This window comes from Brevibacterium aurantiacum, from assembly GCF_007558825.1.
Classification (GTDB): Bacteria; Actinomycetota; Actinomycetes; order Actinomycetales; family Brevibacteriaceae; genus Brevibacterium; species Brevibacterium aurantiacum_A.
This window is the reverse complement of record NZ_VLTK01000010.1, coordinates 50,564-66,107: the sequence shown is the minus strand read 5'-3', so window position 1 is coordinate 66,107 and position 15,544 is coordinate 50,564. Positions and strand designations below refer to the sequence as shown.

Here is a 15,544-nt window from a genome sequence, read left to right as displayed (position 1 = left end):
TCTCAGGGCCTGCAGTCAGCGATCCCGGCAGGCGTCGACGAACCAGGATGTGATCGTCGTTGGATGGGTGATCGCTGTGCCCACGACCACGGCTTCGGCACCGGCGGCCAAGGTCGCTGCCGCATCGGCCGGTGAATGGATGCGACCTTCGGCGACAAGCATCGGTCCCAGATCCGCCTCCCGGATCTCACGCACAAGCTCAAGATCCGGACCGGTCGTCGGCGGGCGCTCACCTGAGTATCCGGCCAGGGTGGTGCCGATGAAGTCAGCACCGGCGGCGGCCGCGGCACGTGCATCCTCGAGACTGCCGCAATCGGCCATGACCAGGGCATTCGTCTCCTCACGCAGACGTGCGATGGTCTGCGCCAGGCTCAGTCCGTCCGGGCGCGCTCGGCGAGTGCCATCGAGGGCGATCACATGAGCGCCAGCCAGAGCCACGGCGTGCGCGTGCTGGAAGGTCGGTGTGATGACGACGTCGGAGGAACCGTCCTTCCACAGGCCGATGATCGGACTCTCCACGGCGGACCGGGTGGCCTGGATGTCGCTGATGCCTTGGATGCGCACGGCGGCCGCACCGCCGCGCACAGCGGAGGCCGCGACCTGAGCCATCGTGCGAGGGTCCCGCATGGGTTCACCCGGGTAGGCCTGGGCTGAGACGATGAGACCTCCGCGGAGGGAATCGACGATCTCCTGCTTGGTCAACATCATTGGGGCTCCTCGCCGGTGGTCATAGTGGTCCCGTAGGTGTCGCTGCTGATGGTGTCCCTGCCGGATCCGCGGCCGGTCGACCACAGGCTCGCCGCGCCGATCAGGGCCGCGTCCTGTCCCAATTGTGCCGGGCGGAGGGGCAGCCCGCGAACAGCGGGAATGAGTTCGGCCGCAAACGCCTCGCGCAGCGGGATCCACCACAGTTCACCGGCTCCCGAAAGGCCGCCGCCGATGACGATGACCTCCGGAGACAGCACATTGGCCACACCGCCCAGGGCAGTGCCCAAGGCTCGGCCCGCCTGCTCGAACGTACGTTTCGCCGATGGGTCCCCGGAACGGGCGACTTCGGCCAGCTCACGCGTCGTGGTCACCTGTGGCCCACCCGGGCTTCGTTCGCCGATTGCTCGACGGTAGGCCGAGAGAACAGCCGGCCCGGAGGCGATCGCTTCAAGATGTCCCTGGCCCCCGCAGGGGCAGGGCAGACCCTGCGCGGCGGCGACCGGAACGTGACCGATGTGTCCCGCAGCCGCCTGGCGGCCCGTGAGCAGTCGGTTGTCCGTGATGAATCCGCCGCCGATGCCCGTTCCCGCGGCCACGAGCAGCGAGCTTCGGGTTCCGCAGGCGGCACCGGACAGGGCCTCCCCGAGCGCATGAGCATGGACATCGTTGACGGCTCTTGTCTCGACTCCGAGACGCTCCGTGATCTCGGACGTCAACGCTGTCCCTGCCCAACCGGAGAGGGAGTCCGTGGCCGAGACGACGGTTCCCGATTCGGGATCGATGACCCCGGCGGACCCGATGCCGACCTTCCAAGCGGGGGTGGGTCCACCCACGGTCGATACGTCGGTGTCGCTGATGACCCCGCGAACCACCTCGGCGATGGAGTCGAGGATGGCGCGAGCACCAGCGGCTGCGGGCGTCGGCACCTCCCGGAGATGGTCCAGGACCCCGTCGATGACGGAACCGGCACGGATCTTCGTGCCTCCGACATCGACGGCGACGATGGCAGCTGAGGTCACAGAAGCCCCTCGGCGGAGATGACCTCCCTGACGCGGTTGGTCTCCTCTGCATCGAGTGCGAGCATCGGCTCGGCCATGCGGTTGGAGGCGATGACGCCCATGAGCGCCAGGGCCGTTTTGAATGCTCCGAGGCCAGCTGCACCGGGGGAGACGCGTCCAGGAGTGGGCGCGGCGGTGATCTGGAACAGTCGGGCCAAGCGGTCCTGCTCGGCTGCGACCGTCATCCAGTCACCAGCTCGGGCGGCGTCGAAGAGGCGAACGTATCCGGCCGGATCAACATTGCCCAGACCCGGGACGATGCCGGCAGCGCCGCCGAGGAGCGCACCGTCGGCAACCACCTCGTGGCCGGTGAAGACCGCGAAGTCGGGAAGATCTTTGGTCTCGATGAGCAGGTGACGGAAGGACACGTCATCGGCCGAAGAATCCTTGACGCCCGCCAGCACACCCTCGAGGGCGAGGCGCACGGTGACGTCATGGGGCAGTTTGGAATGGGTGCGCACAGGGACGTCGTAGGCGAAGACCGGAACGTCGAGGCGTTCGGCAACCGTGCGGAAGTGCCGCTCGATCTCGGCGGCATCGGAGAGGGCGTAGAAGGGGGGTGGTGACCACGGCGGCGTCTCCGCCGATCGAGAGCAGTCGATCGGCCTCGTCGAGCACGCGGCCGGTCGTCTGCTCGCTGATGCCGACCAGAATCGGGACCCGACCGTTGGCAGCTTCAAGCGCGGTTTCCAGTACCTGATCGCGTTCGCTCGCAGTGAGATAGGGGACCTCGCCTGATGAGCCGAGAACGAAGATGCCGTGGACCCCGCTGTCAACGAGATGATCGACGAGGGCCGAAGTGCCCTCGCGGTCCAGCTCTCCGCTTTCGGTGCGTGGGGTCAGCAGTGGGGGGATGATGCCGTGGAATTCACTCATTGGTCTGTCCTTGCTTGATGTTGTTGCTGTCCCCCGCCGAGGTTGTCGTCGGGGATGTTGGGATGCGACGCGTGTACTGGTCACGTTTGCCGTGGATCGTCAGGGCCGTCACGTCGTGGTCGGCGCGACGGTTCTGGGCCCCGGTGAACAGGGAGATGACGTAGCCGAAGACGACGGCGCCGACGAAGGCCACGGCCGAGACTGCGAAAGGTGTCAGACCCGCGACGTCCTGGACGTACCAGGCGACAGCGGCACCGAGCACCAGTCCGCTGAGCACTCCGGCGCTGTTGGCTCGTTTGGTGAAGATGCCGAGAGCGAAGACACCGGCGAGGGGAACCCCGAAGAGTCCCGTGATGGACAGGAAGAGGTCCCAGGTCTGGGCCTGGTCGGTCGCGGACAGGTAGAGGGCGACTCCGACCGAGATCGCTCCGACGATGACGATGACCAGTCGGGAGAAGCCGACGCCCGTGCGTGCCGGGCCGTTCTTGGGCGGGAAGAACCGATCCCTGATGTCGACCGTGACGCACGCGGAGATCGAATTCAGGCTCGACGAGATCGTCGACTGTGCGGCCGCGAAGATCGCGGCGATGAGCAGACCCGAGATGCCTGCCGGCAGCGCGGTGACGGCGAAGTAGGGCACCAAAGCTGAGGTGTTGAAACCGGAGGGCAGAGCCTCGGCGTGCTGGTAGTAGCTGTAGAGGACGGTGCCGATTCCGTAGAACAGAGGAATGGTCAGCAGCGCGAGGAACCCGTTGACGATCAGGGACCGGATCGTGCTCTTGGGGGAATCGGTCGTCTGATAGCGCTGGACCACATCCTGGCTGGCGGTGTACTGATGGAGATTGTTGAACACGGAGCCGAGGAAGACGATCGGGATGGCAGCCGCCGCTCCGCCGAACTTCCAATTGTCGGCCGAGATGAACTTGTCGTCTGCTGCCGCGTCGGCGGCGACTGTGGCCAGACCCCCATCGAGGGCGGCGATGCCGAAGATGAGAATCACGGCTGCGCCGACGAGGAGAATGATCCCTTGGACCACGTCGGACCAGATGACGCCTTCGATACCGCCGAGGAAGGTGTAGACGACGGAGAGAACGCCGACCGCGGCGGCAACGAGCACAGGGCTGATATTGGTCACCGAGCTGATGGCCAGTGTCGGCAGGTAGACGACGATGGCCACTCGTCCGATGTGGAAGAGCACGAAGAGGGCCGATCCGAGAACACGGATGGTGGGGCCGAAGCGTTCCTCGAGGTACTCATAGGCAGTGGTGACGTCGAGTTTGCGGAAGAAGGGGATGTAGAACAGGACGAGGAGCGGCACGATCGCGAAGATGGCGACATTGCCGGCCGCGTAGGACCAATCGGTGAGGAAGGCCTGCTCAGGTGTGGACATGTAGGTGATGGCAGACAACGTCGTCGCATAGATGCTGAAGCCTGCTGCCCAGGCAGGGATGCGGCCGTTGGCTTTGAAGAAGGAATCGGTTCCGGCGCTCGCCTTGCGGGTGAACCAGACCCCGATTCCCAGCGTTGCCAGCAGATAGATGATGATTACGGCCCAATTCAGGCCGCCGAGTCCCGGAGCGTCCATGCTCCCTCCTCACGTGAGTCCGAACGGGAATGCGTCGATGCAGATCCCGATTGATACATAAGACGTCTGATGTCCTATGTTGCAAATCTACGCTGAATGCATGCGGGCGCACAAGCCTTGATGCTCACGGCCGCTCCTGAGCAACCCCTCAAGATCGATGCCGCTGGCGTGTGGGAAGATTGGAGGCGTGTCGAAAATTCTTGAGATCCTGACGCCGGAGGGTCTGCCGCCACTGGCCGAACGCCCCGGTGTCTCCTTCATCATGCCGGTGCTCAACGAGGCCGAGCACATTGCCAAGGCGATCACCACGATCCTGGCCCAAGACTACGAGGGAGACAAGGAAATCGTCCTAGCTCTCGGACCCTCGACCGATGACACGAACCGCATCATCGCGGACATGGCGGCCAACGATCCGAGGATCCAGACCGTTGACAATCCGCAGGCGGCTACGCCGATCGGCCTCAACCTGGCCATCGCCGCGACTCATCACCCGGTCATCATCCGCGTCGACGCACACTCCGGGCTGCGCACCGACTACACCGAGCAGGCAATCGACACCCTGCGCCAGACACAGGCCGCGAACTGCGGGGGACTCATGCTCGCCCGCGGACGCACCTCCTTCCAGAAGGCAGTGGCCAGGGCCTACATGTCACCCGTCGGCCTCGGCGGTCCTGCTTACCATTCCGGGGACGAAGCGGGCGAGGCCGAGTCGGCCTACCTCGGTGTCTACCGTCGTGAGGTCTTCGACCACCTCGGCGGGTTCGATGAAGGCATCAAACGCGGACAGGACTGGGAACTCAACCTGCGCATCCGCACAGCAGGCGGGCGCATCTGGTTCAACCCGAATATGGAGGTCACCTATTGGCCTCGGGATTCCTGGTCGAAGATCTCCCAACAGTTCTGGGCCACGGGCATCTGGCGCGCTGAACTCATCCGTCGCTACGGATCGGCCAACTCGCTGCGCTACTTCGCGCCACCAGTACTGGTCCTCGGGATGGTCGCCAGCGTCATCGAAGCCCTCCTGCAACTCACCGGTCGCACGAAGACATGGCCGAAATTCCTGCGCCGCTTCACCTCTCTGGTCCACGTGCCCAGCTTGGGATACGTGTCGGCAATCCTTGCGACCGCCTCGGCGGCTAAGGACTGCGGACGACGCGAACGCGCCTGGTTCGGGCTCATCCTGCCCACCATGCACCTCTGCTGGGGTGCCGGGTTCCTGCGGGGCCTGGTCACCGGCGCCGGATCGACGAAAGACGGCAGTCGTTGAGCAAGAAGAATCGTCGGTACGGTCGCAGCGAACGTGAACAGAGCACCCGCGCACAGACAGGCAGCGGACAGCCTGCCGAGGAGTCGTTCGAGACCGGACGCGATCCGGTGCCCGAGCGTCCGGCGCCGAAGAAATTCAACGCACCTCTGTGGGCCGGCATCATCGTCGTCATCGCGGTCGTCGCCGTCGTCGGGTTCAACATGTTCAGCAGCAAGGACCACTTGACCGTGGATTCGCTCAACAAGCCCGTAGTCGCTGCCCTCGACGGCGGTTCCGAGGTCTACCCGGCGAACTCCAAATTCGCCTTCACCGAGAACGCGAAGTTCGGTTACCTGCCCGCACCGACCCTGTCGGAACTGGGCGATGGCACCATCGTCGCCGCGGATCCGAAGGCCGCGCCTAAGGCGATGGAGCTCAAGGACGACCTGGCCTCGCTGGATCGTGGTTCGTTCCTGGGCCAGGACATCAAGCCTCCGCGCAAGAACACCGCACCCGGTGAGCCCATCACCTGGGACCAGATGGTCGATGAGATGGCTGGAGCCACTGTGCTCATGCCCCTCATCGAATCACCCGAGGTGGCGACCCCGGTGCTGAAGAAGATCGCCGAGGCGGACATCGCCGATTCGACGATCGTGCGCACCGATGACGCCGAGGTCGCCAATGCCGCATCCGACGCCGAGGTGGCGGTGATGTTCACAGGTGATCCGACCGCATCCGCGTCGGAGTCCTTGTCCTCTTCGGGATATACGATGATTGCCGTGGACGCGGCGACGGCGGCAAAATGGACCGGGTCGAATCTCAAGGTCTGGGCCACCGGAGTCAAGGACGAGAAGCAGCTCAAGGAACTCGCCGACGCTGGGATTTACGGAGCCCTGAGCACCAACCCGTATTCCATCCAGCCCTCAGAAGTGAAGTCCAACTGAAAACTCTGCACCAGTTCAATGATCAGGAGATGACATGACACAGCCCATCGGCAACCCATCGCACATCGGTAACCTCGACGCCGCGCAGCTCGGCCCCCAGCCGACCTACCTGCCCGATGACCACGCGGACGTTGAAGCCAAGAAGCGCCTCGACTCCGGCGAAGAGCCCATCGACATCGTCGCCAGCCTGCCCGCCTCATCCCTGGCCTGGGCGATTCTGGCCGATGAAGCACACAGCGAGGGCCGCCTCGTCGACTCCTACGCCTATGCTCGCGTCGGTTACCACCGTGGCCTCGATTCCCTGCGTGCCGCCGGATGGCGCGGAGCCGGTCCGATCCCATGGAAGCATGAGATCAACCGCGGATTCCTGCGCGCGCTCAACGCCCTGGGCCGTGCTGCCGGCGCGATCGGCGAGGGTGAAGAGGCCGCTCGGATCGAAGAGTTCCTGCGGTCTTCGGACCCTGCAGCCATCGACGCGATTGCGGCGGGGGAGTGACAGTTCTCTGACCGTTCGGAGCTCGAATGCTATTCGGGGCCCGAACGGCGCCCGACGGAACTCCGGGGATGTGGGCACTGACTCAATTCGGCAGCAGGCCTCGTTCTCGGCGAGCCGTGTTCAGCTCCTCGGACAGGCTGATGCGTAGTGCCTCATCCCAGTGCAACGCAGTCGGAGTGTTCTGGAACAGTTCGACCTGCCACGTTTCGTCGGTGCGCCTGGCCACCAGAGACTGCCGTGCATTGGCATCGGGATTGATCTGTGCTGCGCCCGGTGGCACCATCCCCGCATCGGCAAGGAGGATGCGGACATTACCTGTACCGCGAACGCTCCGAATGAGCGTGACGAATTGCGCGGTGGGGTGGTCCGCGAATATCGGCGACAGGTGATCCAAGACGGAGGACGCTCCGTCGGTCACGCTCCCATCGAATCCGATCATGACTCCCTCCGCGGCAAAGCACGCTGACATTGCGTGGGCGTCTCGTTCGTTCCACGCCGTCAGCAGTCGCAGATAGAGTGTACGGACCTCGTTGTCGGCTGACATGTGAGGCCTTTCGTCTGCTCATCACAAAGAGTCTTGGACGATATTCTAATTCTCGTCCGGTGCACACATTTTATGGTCTCTTAGCGGTTTCGATTGTCTGGTGGGCAAACCTTGTGATTCCCGGTGAAACTTCGCGATATCAGTGTCGGCGGCGGACGGTGTTTCCGCCTGTGTTCCGCGACTCAGGCTCCGCCTGATAGTCGAGCTCAAACCGAGACGAACGCGGCTCCACCTTCGATGTTCTGCGCCGCGAACACGGCATCAAGCAGTCCGGGGAAACGAGCCTCGAGGTCGTCCTTGGGCAGGAAGTTCATGATCGAGGTGCCCTGGTATTCTTGGCGGATCACCCCAGCCTCGCCCAGTGTTCGAAAATGATCAGTCGCGGTCGACTTCGACACCGGCAGCTCGAATGCTACGCAGGCATGGTCGTGATGATTCGCGTTGAGGCGGCAGGCGATGTGCCTGCTGCTCGCGTCGGTTACCACCGTGGCCTCGATTCCCTGCGTGCCGCCGGATGGCGCGGAGCCAGCTCACGCCAGCTCCTGCAGGTAGGTGCTGAAGCCGCCTGCGGCGCGTCCTTCCAACCTGGCTGAGGTGAGGACCCGACAGGTGTCGGTGCGCAGCACCCGACCACCGGCATCGAGAACCGCTGCCACTAAGGCCGCATCCTCACCACAGGGCAGGGGCGGAATGCCGCCGACGAGTTCGAAGTAGGTTCCGCGGACACCCAGGTTGGCCCCGAAGACATATGGGTGGTCCTCGCCCAGTTCGTGCGCGGCATGCCATTTTGCGAGGAGCTCGACCGTCCCGGTCTCAGGTCGCGGAGCAACCGTGCCCACGATGCAGTCGACACCGAGCTCGGCATTGCGGATATGGGAGGCGATCCAATGTTCGGGCACGCGGCTGTCGGCATCGGTGAAGGCGAGCCACAGCGCACCAAGCTCCTGCTGGGTGTGAATGCGCCTTTGTCCGATGAAGTGTTCGCCAGCAGCATTGCGGGCGAATCCCACATTGTTGAATGAGACTGTGACCACCTCGACAATCGGATTCCGAGACGCGAAGTCCGTGACCAGGTCGAGCGTATTGTCCGTGCACGCATCTGCCACGACGATCACCCGGATGTGCACGACTGCGCAGGTGCGACGCGCATGCGCAACCGAAGCCATCACCGATTCGAGACTGCCTTCGATCTCGTCTTCCTCATTGTGCGCCGGCACGATGACCGCAAAGCCATCAACCATCGGTGTCACCCCCGGCAGTGTCTTCTGAAATGTTCGGGGACTTCGTCACCGTGAGGATGTCGAGACGATACTTCGCATCGGCATGGAACTCGACTCTGCGATCGGGCCAAAAGTTCAAGCAACGCTCGTGGACCTCATCGGCGTTCAAAGGCCAATCGCGGATATCGCCCGTCCAGTGGCAGAGCACCAACACAAAACTGTGAGTTGTGGACTCATCGATGCGCTGCAGAGTCTGATGCAACTGGGTTCGAGACAGGTAGAAGCCCGTCTCCGACAGGACAACACAGTCGAAGAGCCCCTCGGGCCATTCGAAGGGAACCGTGGCGCGAACGTAGCTGACTCGGGAGCTGTCCGGGCGGTGCCCCTCGGCGATGGTCAGAGCCTGACTGCTGGCATCGACAGCAGTCACGCGTTCACTCACCCCAGCGAGCTCTTCGCTCAGGACCCCGATGGAACAGCCGATCTCCAGCGTATGGGCAAACGAGGTCTGCGGAAGGTGAGTCAGCAGGGTCGCGCGTTTGGAGATCTCGTAGGTGGAATCACGCACGGCCCAGGGGTCACTGCGGTCAATGTGGACACCGTCGAAGACCCGTGAGGCTGTGTGCGCGTTATTGACACCCGCCTCGGCGGCTGTCTCTGGCTTGTCGGCGCTGAAGTCCGTGATTTTGAAGGTGTCGCCGCCGCGGTGGAAGTGCTTCAACTGTGCTCGACTGAGGATCGCCTCATCGCCGATCTGGTCGGATAGGGGCAGAGTCTGAGAGGGGTAGCATTCGAAGATGTCCTGCCTGTCCAGGTCCTCAGGGTCGGGCAGGAAACGCCACGACCGCCACTTTGCGTCTTTGGGGGTGGCCCAGTGCCAATACCAGATGGGGTACTCGAGCACCGTTGCCCGACTTCGTCGTCCCACGGCCAAAGCGGCCTGACCAAGTGCCTCATGATCGGCGTGCCCATCGCCGCTGTATGGGGCCACGATAGAGACTGGCCCCTGAGCTGCACAGAGCTCTGACACTATTTCCTGCAGCACCTGGTCACTGTGCTCGGCCAAACTGCCATCCGCGAATTCGAGGAATCTGCTCGTCACTGACGGGCTCAGCGAGCTCAGCGCAGCATCGAATTCCTGCAGACGAATCTGTTTGAGGCGGTCTCGAGTGTGCGTGGTCGAATGAGGGTGGGACTTCTCCCCGGCAGTGAAGAGAAGCACCGTCACATCGGCGCTGTACGCCCGAGTGTGAGACAGCAGCGAGGCGGCGCCGAATGCTTCGTCATCGGGGTGTGCCGCGAGCACCAGGACGGACCCGCCCTCAGCGCAGACATCGTCGGTCAGGAGGGGCAGGTCGAGGGCTCCGGCCTGGACCCACGCCTCTTCACTGGTGCTCTCATCTAGGTGACTGAAGCTCATTGTGCTGTGAAGTCCTTCACGAGCGCTTCGCCCAGGGACGCTTCGTCGCGGGGCCCATGGTGTTGGCTGAGGTAGACGGTGAGGTCAGCGTCCGCCTTCGCGAAGGCCTTGTCGCTGGTGAGTGCGGCGGGTCCGGCGAGCTCTCGGCTCAAAAGCTGAATGCGTTGGGAGCTGCGATAGACGATGTTGCGGACTCGTAGCGCCAGCGACCAGGCTCGATCGCGCGTGAACGTTTCTTCACTGTCGGCAGCCTCGGCGGCCTGGGCGAGTACCGAACGGGTCGCGAAGACCTCCGCATCGAGCTGTCCCAGGCACAGGTCTCCCATCGGTGCAGGGGTGGGGCGCGCGAGATGTCGGCGGGCCGCATTCTGCGCCAGGCCCAGGGCCCCACCGAACCAGCAGGCGGCGACCCTGATCCCGCCCCAGGCGAACGACGGACGATCAAGATACCAGCCGGGCGGACCGACCTCCTCGGCGGGAGCCCGGTCGAAAGTCACAGACCCGCTGGGGATCTCGCGGAGGCCAAGGCTCGGCCATGCGGTTTGGTCGGGGTGGACTCGCGGATCATCCATGCTCACCGCCACAGCCTGCCCGCGTCCGTTGCGATGGGCGATGACGATGCATGACTCAACTCTGATGCCAAGGAACACCACGCCTTCTCTCCGGTGATGACGGTGCTGCCATCCGCCTCGGCGACAGTGACGACCTTGCCAGGGACTTCCGCAGCATAGACACCCCATGAGGTCTGGTCTCCGGGTGGCTCGAGACTCGCCTCGGCGATGATGCCGAGGGCATCGATATGGGGCTCGAGCATGCGGGCGACGGCCACATCGATCGAAGCGACCATCGACAGAGCCTCCCACTGGTGCAATTGGGGGGAAGTGCCGGTGAGCTCCAAATGGTTCTGAAGCGAGGTGATCTTCGTCGGTGGGGGAGTGCCGTCAGTGACCAGCTGAATCAGGGCCTCGTGCCGGGAGGACCCTCGGGGGAGCTCGAGCCATGGGGTCAGCGGAGAGGAGAACACACCTGAGTCGGAACTGGCGGAGCCTCTGCTCATGTCGTTCCTTTCAGGGCCATTGGTGCCTGGACGGAAGAGAGCAGGGCGCTAGGAGTCCATCGCGGTGCGGAGTCGTTCGATGAGGTCGTCGAGTCCGTCGTCGAACTCTCGGGCGGAATGGTTCTCAGCGAGTTTGCTCTGCAGCCGTTGCACCGTCGGATAGTCACCAAGATTCTCGTTGTCCTGCTCGTCGCTGCTGTTCTCCGCAAGCGGAACTGGACTGACGCCCAGGGCCGATACTTGGAGCAGAAGATCGCCGAGGAGGAAGCTGGTGAACGCTTTGTAGGCGCTGACGGCACGATCGTCGGAGAACCCATACCCCTTCAGTGACGTGAGGAAATAGTCGACCCAGCGGATGCTGCGCAAGGGTGGGCGCAGCCACGGGGCATCTGGCGGTTGGGTGATCATCAGGGGAAACATCTTCGGGTGGGTCAGTGCGAGCTTGCGCATCGCATTCGCAACGTATTGAAAATAGCCCTCCCAGGACGAAGGCTTCTCCTGCATCAGATCGTCATTGAAGAGATCGTCGATGAGTTCACCGACGGCCGCAGAGATGAGTTCCTCGCGCCCGGGAACATGTCGGTACAGGGCCATGGCCTCGACACCGAGGGCGGCACCCAGCCGTCTCATGGTGAGGGCTTGGACTCCGTTGTCGTCGATGAAGGTGATTGCAGCCTGAACGACTTCGGTGCGACTCAGACGCCGGCGAATCATGGAATCTCCTCACATCGGTGAATCGGCGGACATTCGAGAACGGGCCCGGCCGCCATTCATCCTAGCGGTCCTGTGGTCACCGGAGACGACTCTGCGCCCCGAACTCAGGTGAGCTCGGGGCGCGGAGTGCACTGGGGATGTGAGGTATCGAGGGGATCGATCCTCAGGCCTTGGCAGCCCGACTGCGGCCGGTGATGAGCCCCCAGACGACGAGGACGATCAGCGAACCGCCGATGGCGCACAGCCAAGTGGAGATATCGAAGAACGAGCTGACTCCCGCGCCGAATACGGCGCTGCCGATCCAGCCGCCCAGGAGTGCGCCGATGACGCCCAGGATGAGGGTGGCGATCCAGCCGCCGCCCTGACGTCCCGGCAGGATCAACTTTGCGATAGCCCCGGCGATGAGGCCGAGGACGAGGTAAGCGATGAAGCCCATGGGTAGTTTCCTTTGATAGTGCGAGGAAGCGCGAGGCCTCTCGATGTTTACACTGTAATCAATGTTTACAGTGTAAGCAATATATCAGAGAAATTGAGTGCTGGGCAATGAAGTCAGTGGTCAACGGTCGATGGTGATGCGCCTGGCGCTTGCTGTCTGCGGCGGGCGCGGCAGCGAGTGACTCGGCTGGCTGCAGTCCGCGGCTGAGGGTGTGGTCCGCGGCTCAGGCCGAAACGACTGCTGCTCCGCCTTCGATGTTCTGGGCGGTGAAGACCGCGTCGAGCAGTCCGGGGAAGCGGGCGTCGAGGTCGTCCTTGCGCAGCGAGTTCATGATCGACGTGCCCTGGTACTCCTGTCGGATCACACCAGCCTCGCGCAGGGTTCTGAAGTGATAGGTCGACGTCGACTTCGATACCGGCAGCTCGAATGCAGCGCAGGCATGATCGTCGTCGGTGCTGTTCAGGCGGCAGGCGATGTGTCTGCGAATCGGGTCGGCGAGCGCGGCGAGCACGGTGTCGAGTCGCATCTCATCCCGTTCGGGGTGGTTAAGAGTCCTCATGTGCTGCCTCCTCGTCTGAGCATCTCGGTGATCTTCCTGTCACATTGTTTCACTGTCCTTTGATTGTACGTCTTTCTTCGTAGTACGGTAACTGTCGAAGTACGAGGAGCTTCGTACTTCATCTCGAGTCCAGCATCCACGACTCGAGCCCACTACCGATGATCACGAGGTCTTATGTCCAACCTGCTGTTCGAACCACTCACCCTGCGTGGCGTGACTTTCCGCAACCGTGCTTGGGTGCCGCCGATGTGCCAGTACTCGGCAGACCACCTTGACGGCGTTGTCACACCATGGCATTTCGTCCACTACGGATCGATGGCCAAGGGCGGCGCCGGCGCCATCATCGTCGAAGCCGCAGGCGTCACCCCCGAAGGGCGGATCTCTCCGCGGGACCTGGGTATGTGGAACGACGAGCAGCGTGATGCTCTGGTGCCGATCGTCGACTTCATGCACTCGCAGGGAGCCGCGGCTGGAATCCAGCTCGCCCATGCGGGGCGTAAGGCCTCGACTTACCCCGACTTGGGATACGGCAATGAAGGCAGCCTGTCCGAGAGCGAAGGCGGCTGGGAGACTCTCGCGCCCTCCGCGGTGGCCTTCCCCGGACTGAACACGCCACGTGAGCTCACCGAAGCAGAGATCGGTGAGACTGTCACTGCCTTCGCGGACTCAGCTCGCAGGTCGATGGAGGCTGGTTTCGACTTCGTGGAAATCCACGGCGCGCACGGCTACCTGCTCCACGAGTTCCTCTCCCCGCTGTCCAACACCCGCAGCGACTCTTACGGCGGAACCCCGGAGAACAGGGCCCGTTTCCTCCTCGAGGTTGTCGACGCCACCCGCGCCGAGGTGGGCGAAGACGTTCCCGTGCTCGTGCGCCTATCCGCGACGGATTGGACCGAAGGCGGGCTGACTCTCGACGATACGGCTCAGCTGTCGGGGTGGTTGAAGGACCACGGGGTTGATCTGGTCGACGTTTCGACTGGTGCGAACGTCGTGGCCAAGATCCCGGTTGGCCCCGGCTACCAGACGAGCTTCGCTGCCGGAATCCGCAAGCAGGCCGACATTCCCACCGCTGCAGTCGGACTCATCACCGAGCCGTTCCAGGCCGAGCACATTCTGGCGACCGAGCAGGCCGACGTCATTCTCCTCGGCCGTGAATCGCTGCGCGATCCCAACTTCCCTATCCGCGCCGCAGCCGCACTGCGTCACGAGATCGACTACAAGCCGACGCAGTACCTGCGGGCCCACAAGTAGGCTGAACGGTCTGAGGCTGTGAGTACCGGTGCGGGTGGAGCAGTTGACTCCGCCCGCACCGGCGTCATATCAGCCCGCCGATCCACAGCCCCAATCCTGCCGCTGCGGTCGCCACCACCAGCGTGCCGAGGCCGTTGAATAGGCTGAGGGCCCACCGGCGATCCTGGATGAGGCGGATGGTCTCGAAGCTGGCGGTTGAAAATGTCGTGTACCCGCCGAGGAATCCTGTGCCGATGTCAAGCTGCCACGCCTCGGGCAGGAGCGAGGCGCTGGCCAGTCCGGTCAGAAGTCCCAGCGCCAGTGACCCGCTGACGTTGATGGTGATCGTGCCCCAGGGGATGGCGCTGCTCACACGTGATCTGATGATCCCGTCGAGCAGCATCCTCGCGGAGGCGCCGATGCCCCCGGCCAGGGCGAGCGCGATGAAGATCAGCGGCGTCATTTCGCCCCTCGATTGTGCGCGACAGTTGCCGTGGCGATGCCCGCCCACGTAGCCAGACCGCCGACGAGCACTGTGCCCAGGCCGTAGGTGACCCCAGCACCGGCATCACCCTCGCCGAGGAGGCTCGCCGTATCCGCAGCCAGCGCGCTGTAGGTGGTGAAGCCACCCATGAACCCGGTCCCGACCAGGATGCGCAGCCGACGTCTGCGACCCTCATCGGGACCCATTTGAGCCAGGGCATCGAGAAGCAGCCCCAGGAGGAAGGCGCCGAGGATGTTGACGGCGAAGATCGCCCAAGGAATGCCGTCGGCAGAGGGGAACGCAAGCGTGATGGCTTCGCGGGCAGCAGTGCCGAACGTGCCGCCGATGAGCGCCAATCCCAGATAGGGCAGGCGCAGATGGGCGGGCCTGCTGTTGCTGGGGGCGTTGCTCATGGGAACTCCTACCTTCTGGGCACGCTGACGCCGGTCGAGGTAGGGACTGTTGTCGGAGAACCGAGGTTGGGTACGGCGAGCCCCACCGCCGTGACGCTGGTGAACATCACTGCAATTCTGCCACACGGGCACACGAAGAGGCCGCCGGATGGCTGACATCCGACGGCCCCTGATGGGATGAGGTGACTCAGCCCTCGCGGATCGTCATCCGGCTCAGCTTGGCGCCGTCGACGGCGAAGGTGAACGAAGATCGGCCATTCGCGTGAGTTGAACGCCAGTCGCCGATGACGGTGACCTCATCACCATCGTTCGAGACCTCTTCGGGCGTGAGGGTGCCGGTCGCGCCGATGAATTCCTTGTCGCTCCAGGCCTTGATGGCATCGCGGCCGGTGAATTCTCTGCCCCAGTCGTCGACCGTGCCATCGGCGGTGAAGGCGTCGAGGAAGCCCTGTTCGTCGTGGGCGTTGACGGCGTCGATGAAGCCGGCGACGGGCTCGGGAATCTGCAGATCTGACATTTGGTGCTCCTTAGCTTCTGTGAGGTATGCGCTGTGT

The 15,544-nt window shown here is 63.7% G+C and carries 22 protein-coding genes; 5 read left to right on the top strand and 17 right to left on the bottom strand.

From position 1 onward, the window contains the following. Positions 1 to 15: 15 nt before the first annotated feature. The 5 genes from FO013_RS16275 to FO013_RS16260 are packed head-to-tail and all read right to left on the bottom strand — an operon-like array spanning position 16 to position 4,227. Positions 16 to 705 (bottom strand): N-acetylmannosamine-6-phosphate 2-epimerase, encoded by a 690-nt coding sequence (locus FO013_RS16275; protein WP_395949900.1) that lies wholly within the window; start codon positions 703 to 705, stop codon positions 16 to 18. Next, entirely contained in the window at positions 705 to 1,727 is a 1,023-nt protein-coding gene (locus tag FO013_RS16270; protein ID WP_260848206.1) for an ROK family protein, read from the bottom strand. The genes FO013_RS16275 and FO013_RS16270 overlap by 1 nt, the downstream gene beginning before the upstream one ends. Beyond that, positions 1,724 to 2,293 carry a dihydrodipicolinate synthase family protein gene (locus FO013_RS23170; RefSeq protein WP_313900593.1) on the bottom strand — a complete coding sequence of 190 codons (570 nt, stop codon included), beginning with the start codon at positions 2,291 to 2,293 and terminating at the stop codon, positions 1,724 to 1,726. Before FO013_RS23170 ends, FO013_RS16270 begins: the two co-directional genes overlap by 4 nt. Continuing rightward, the gene (locus FO013_RS23165; RefSeq protein ID WP_313900590.1) at positions 2,199 to 2,642 is read right to left on the bottom strand and encodes a dihydrodipicolinate synthase family protein; all 444 of its coding nucleotides are present in this window, start codon (positions 2,640 to 2,642) and stop codon (positions 2,199 to 2,201) included. The genes FO013_RS23170 and FO013_RS23165 overlap by 95 nt, the downstream gene beginning before the upstream one ends. After that, positions 2,635 to 4,227: a sodium:solute symporter family protein gene (locus FO013_RS16260; protein ID WP_143923613.1), complete on the bottom strand. Its 1,593-nt coding sequence runs from the start codon at positions 4,225 to 4,227 to the stop codon at positions 2,635 to 2,637. Before FO013_RS16260 ends, FO013_RS23165 begins: the two co-directional genes overlap by 8 nt. 187 nt (positions 4,228 to 4,414) lie before the next feature. On the opposite strand from FO013_RS16260, the gene FO013_RS16255 reads away from it, so the two are divergent. Genes FO013_RS16255 through FO013_RS16245 form a run of 3 tightly spaced genes read left to right on the top strand, consistent with a single transcriptional unit; the run spans position 4,415 to position 6,913 of the window. Beyond that, on the top strand, positions 4,415 to 5,494 hold the full coding sequence (locus FO013_RS16255) for a glycosyltransferase family 2 protein (RefSeq protein WP_143923612.1): 1,080 nt from the start codon (positions 4,415 to 4,417) through the stop codon (positions 5,492 to 5,494). Further along, positions 5,491 to 6,417, top strand: coding sequence for a hypothetical protein (locus tag FO013_RS16250; protein WP_143923611.1), 927 nt, complete (start codon positions 5,491 to 5,493; stop codon positions 6,415 to 6,417). The genes FO013_RS16255 and FO013_RS16250 overlap by 4 nt, the downstream gene beginning before the upstream one ends. 34 nt (positions 6,418 to 6,451) lie before the next feature. Beyond that, complete coding sequence (locus FO013_RS16245) at positions 6,452 to 6,913, top strand: DUF3151 domain-containing protein (RefSeq protein ID WP_143923610.1); 462 nt, start codon at positions 6,452 to 6,454, stop codon at positions 6,911 to 6,913. An 82-nt stretch (positions 6,914 to 6,995) separates the two neighbouring features. On the opposite strand, the gene FO013_RS16240 is transcribed toward FO013_RS16245, so the two are convergent. Together FO013_RS16240 and FO013_RS22940 are read right to left on the bottom strand one after the other, a co-directional pair. After that, on the bottom strand, positions 6,996 to 7,457 hold the full coding sequence (locus FO013_RS16240) for an SgcJ/EcaC family oxidoreductase (RefSeq protein ID WP_143923609.1): 462 nt from the start codon (positions 7,455 to 7,457) through the stop codon (positions 6,996 to 6,998). Between the two features lie 206 nt (positions 7,458 to 7,663). Further along, positions 7,664 to 7,942, bottom strand: coding sequence for a helix-turn-helix domain-containing protein (locus FO013_RS22940; RefSeq protein WP_260848205.1), 279 nt, complete (start codon positions 7,940 to 7,942; stop codon positions 7,664 to 7,666). Between FO013_RS22940 and FO013_RS23310 the strand changes: the two genes are divergently transcribed. Continuing rightward, a complete protein-coding gene (locus FO013_RS23310; RefSeq protein ID WP_395949865.1) occupies positions 7,880 to 8,050 on the top strand; it encodes a DUF3151 family protein in 171 nt (56 codons plus the stop codon). The genes FO013_RS22940 and FO013_RS23310 overlap by 63 nt on opposite strands. On the opposite strand, the gene FO013_RS16225 is transcribed toward FO013_RS23310, so the two are convergent. The 7 genes from FO013_RS16225 to FO013_RS16200 form a co-directional block, all read right to left on the bottom strand. Then, positions 7,988 to 8,698 carry a glycosyltransferase family 2 protein gene (locus FO013_RS16225; protein WP_143923607.1) on the bottom strand — a complete coding sequence of 237 codons (711 nt, stop codon included), beginning with the start codon at positions 8,696 to 8,698 and terminating at the stop codon, positions 7,988 to 7,990. The two genes, FO013_RS23310 and FO013_RS16225, sit on opposite strands and share 63 nt — an antisense overlap. Then, a complete protein-coding gene (locus FO013_RS16220; protein WP_143923606.1) occupies positions 8,691 to 10,097 on the bottom strand; it encodes a PIG-L family deacetylase in 1,407 nt (468 codons plus the stop codon). Before FO013_RS16220 ends, FO013_RS16225 begins: the two co-directional genes overlap by 8 nt. After that, positions 10,094 to 10,675, bottom strand: a complete 582-nt coding sequence (locus FO013_RS22935) for a hypothetical protein (RefSeq protein WP_260848204.1) — start codon at positions 10,673 to 10,675, stop codon at positions 10,094 to 10,096. The genes FO013_RS16220 and FO013_RS22935 overlap by 4 nt, the downstream gene beginning before the upstream one ends. Then, entirely contained in the window at positions 10,672 to 11,154 is a 483-nt protein-coding gene (locus FO013_RS22930) for a hypothetical protein (protein WP_260848203.1), read from the bottom strand. Before FO013_RS22930 ends, FO013_RS22935 begins: the two co-directional genes overlap by 4 nt. Positions 11,155 to 11,202: 48 nt before the next feature. Next, positions 11,203 to 11,868 (bottom strand): TetR/AcrR family transcriptional regulator, encoded by a 666-nt coding sequence (locus FO013_RS16210; RefSeq protein ID WP_143923605.1) that lies wholly within the window; start codon positions 11,866 to 11,868, stop codon positions 11,203 to 11,205. Positions 11,869 to 12,031: 163 nt separating this feature from the next. Beyond that, positions 12,032 to 12,304, bottom strand: a complete 273-nt coding sequence (locus tag FO013_RS16205; RefSeq protein WP_143923604.1) for a GlsB/YeaQ/YmgE family stress response membrane protein — start codon at positions 12,302 to 12,304, stop codon at positions 12,032 to 12,034. A 223-nt stretch (positions 12,305 to 12,527) separates the two neighbouring features. Beyond that, a complete protein-coding gene (locus tag FO013_RS16200; RefSeq protein WP_143923603.1) occupies positions 12,528 to 12,863 on the bottom strand; it encodes an ArsR/SmtB family transcription factor in 336 nt (111 codons plus the stop codon). Between the two features lie 174 nt (positions 12,864 to 13,037). On the opposite strand from FO013_RS16200, the gene FO013_RS16195 reads away from it, so the two are divergent. Then, entirely contained in the window at positions 13,038 to 14,114 is a 1,077-nt protein-coding gene (locus FO013_RS16195) for an NADH:flavin oxidoreductase/NADH oxidase (protein WP_143923602.1), read from the top strand. A 64-nt stretch (positions 14,115 to 14,178) separates the two neighbouring features. Here FO013_RS16195 and crcB read toward each other — a convergent pair whose 3' ends face one another. From crcB to FO013_RS16180, 3 genes are all read right to left on the bottom strand, one after another. Continuing rightward, positions 14,179 to 14,556, bottom strand: a complete 378-nt coding sequence (gene crcB / locus FO013_RS16190; RefSeq protein WP_143923601.1) for a fluoride efflux transporter CrcB — start codon at positions 14,554 to 14,556, stop codon at positions 14,179 to 14,181. Then, positions 14,553 to 14,990: a fluoride efflux transporter FluC gene (locus FO013_RS16185; protein WP_143923600.1), complete on the bottom strand. Its 438-nt coding sequence runs from the start codon at positions 14,988 to 14,990 to the stop codon at positions 14,553 to 14,555. Before FO013_RS16185 ends, crcB begins: the two co-directional genes overlap by 4 nt. A 187-nt stretch (positions 14,991 to 15,177) precedes the next feature. Next, positions 15,178 to 15,507, bottom strand: coding sequence for a nuclear transport factor 2 family protein (locus FO013_RS16180; RefSeq protein ID WP_143923599.1), 330 nt, complete (start codon positions 15,505 to 15,507; stop codon positions 15,178 to 15,180). Positions 15,508 to 15,544 lie beyond the last annotated feature (37 nt).

Bases quoted from the DNA above. Each gene is read 5' to 3' on its own strand.
- FO013_RS16185 (WP_143923600.1), bottom strand. From the start codon at position 14,990: ATGAGCAACGCCCCCAGCAACAGCAGGCCCGCCCATCTGCGCCTGCCC.
- FO013_RS16240 (WP_143923609.1), bottom strand. From the start codon at position 7,457: ATGTCAGCCGACAACGAGGTCCGTACACTCTATCTGCGACTGCTGACG.
- FO013_RS16210 (WP_143923605.1), bottom strand. From the start codon at position 11,868: ATGATTCGCCGGCGTCTGAGTCGCACCGAAGTCGTTCAGGCTGCAATC.
- FO013_RS16180 (WP_143923599.1), bottom strand. From the start codon at position 15,507: ATGTCAGATCTGCAGATTCCCGAGCCCGTCGCCGGCTTCATCGACGCC.
- FO013_RS16195 (WP_143923602.1), top strand. From the start codon at position 13,038: ATGTCCAACCTGCTGTTCGAACCACTCACCCTGCGTGGCGTGACTTTC.
- FO013_RS16200 (WP_143923603.1), bottom strand. From the start codon at position 12,863: ATGAGGACTCTTAACCACCCCGAACGGGATGAGATGCGACTCGACACC.
- FO013_RS16220 (WP_143923606.1), bottom strand. From the start codon at position 10,097: ATGAGCTTCAGTCACCTAGATGAGAGCACCAGTGAAGAGGCGTGGGTC.
- FO013_RS16260 (WP_143923613.1), bottom strand. From the start codon at position 4,227: ATGGACGCTCCGGGACTCGGCGGCCTGAATTGGGCCGTAATCATCATC.
- FO013_RS23165 (WP_313900590.1), bottom strand. From the start codon at position 2,642: ATGAGTGAATTCCACGGCATCATCCCCCCACTGCTGACCCCACGCACC.
- FO013_RS16205 (WP_143923604.1), bottom strand. From the start codon at position 12,304: ATGGGCTTCATCGCTTACCTCGTCCTCGGCCTCATCGCCGGGGCTATC.
- FO013_RS22930 (WP_260848203.1), bottom strand. From the start codon at position 11,154: ATGAGCAGAGGCTCCGCCAGTTCCGACTCAGGTGTGTTCTCCTCTCCG.
- FO013_RS16225 (WP_143923607.1), bottom strand. From the start codon at position 8,698: ATGGTTGATGGCTTTGCGGTCATCGTGCCGGCGCACAATGAGGAAGAC.
- FO013_RS16245 (WP_143923610.1), top strand. From the start codon at position 6,452: ATGACACAGCCCATCGGCAACCCATCGCACATCGGTAACCTCGACGCC.
- FO013_RS16275 (WP_395949900.1), bottom strand. From the start codon at position 705: ATGTTGACCAAGCAGGAGATCGTCGATTCCCTCCGCGGAGGTCTCATC.
- FO013_RS23310 (WP_395949865.1), top strand. From the start codon at position 7,880: ATGGTCGTGATGATTCGCGTTGAGGCGGCAGGCGATGTGCCTGCTGCT.
- crcB (WP_143923601.1), bottom strand. From the start codon at position 14,556: ATGACGCCGCTGATCTTCATCGCGCTCGCCCTGGCCGGGGGCATCGGC.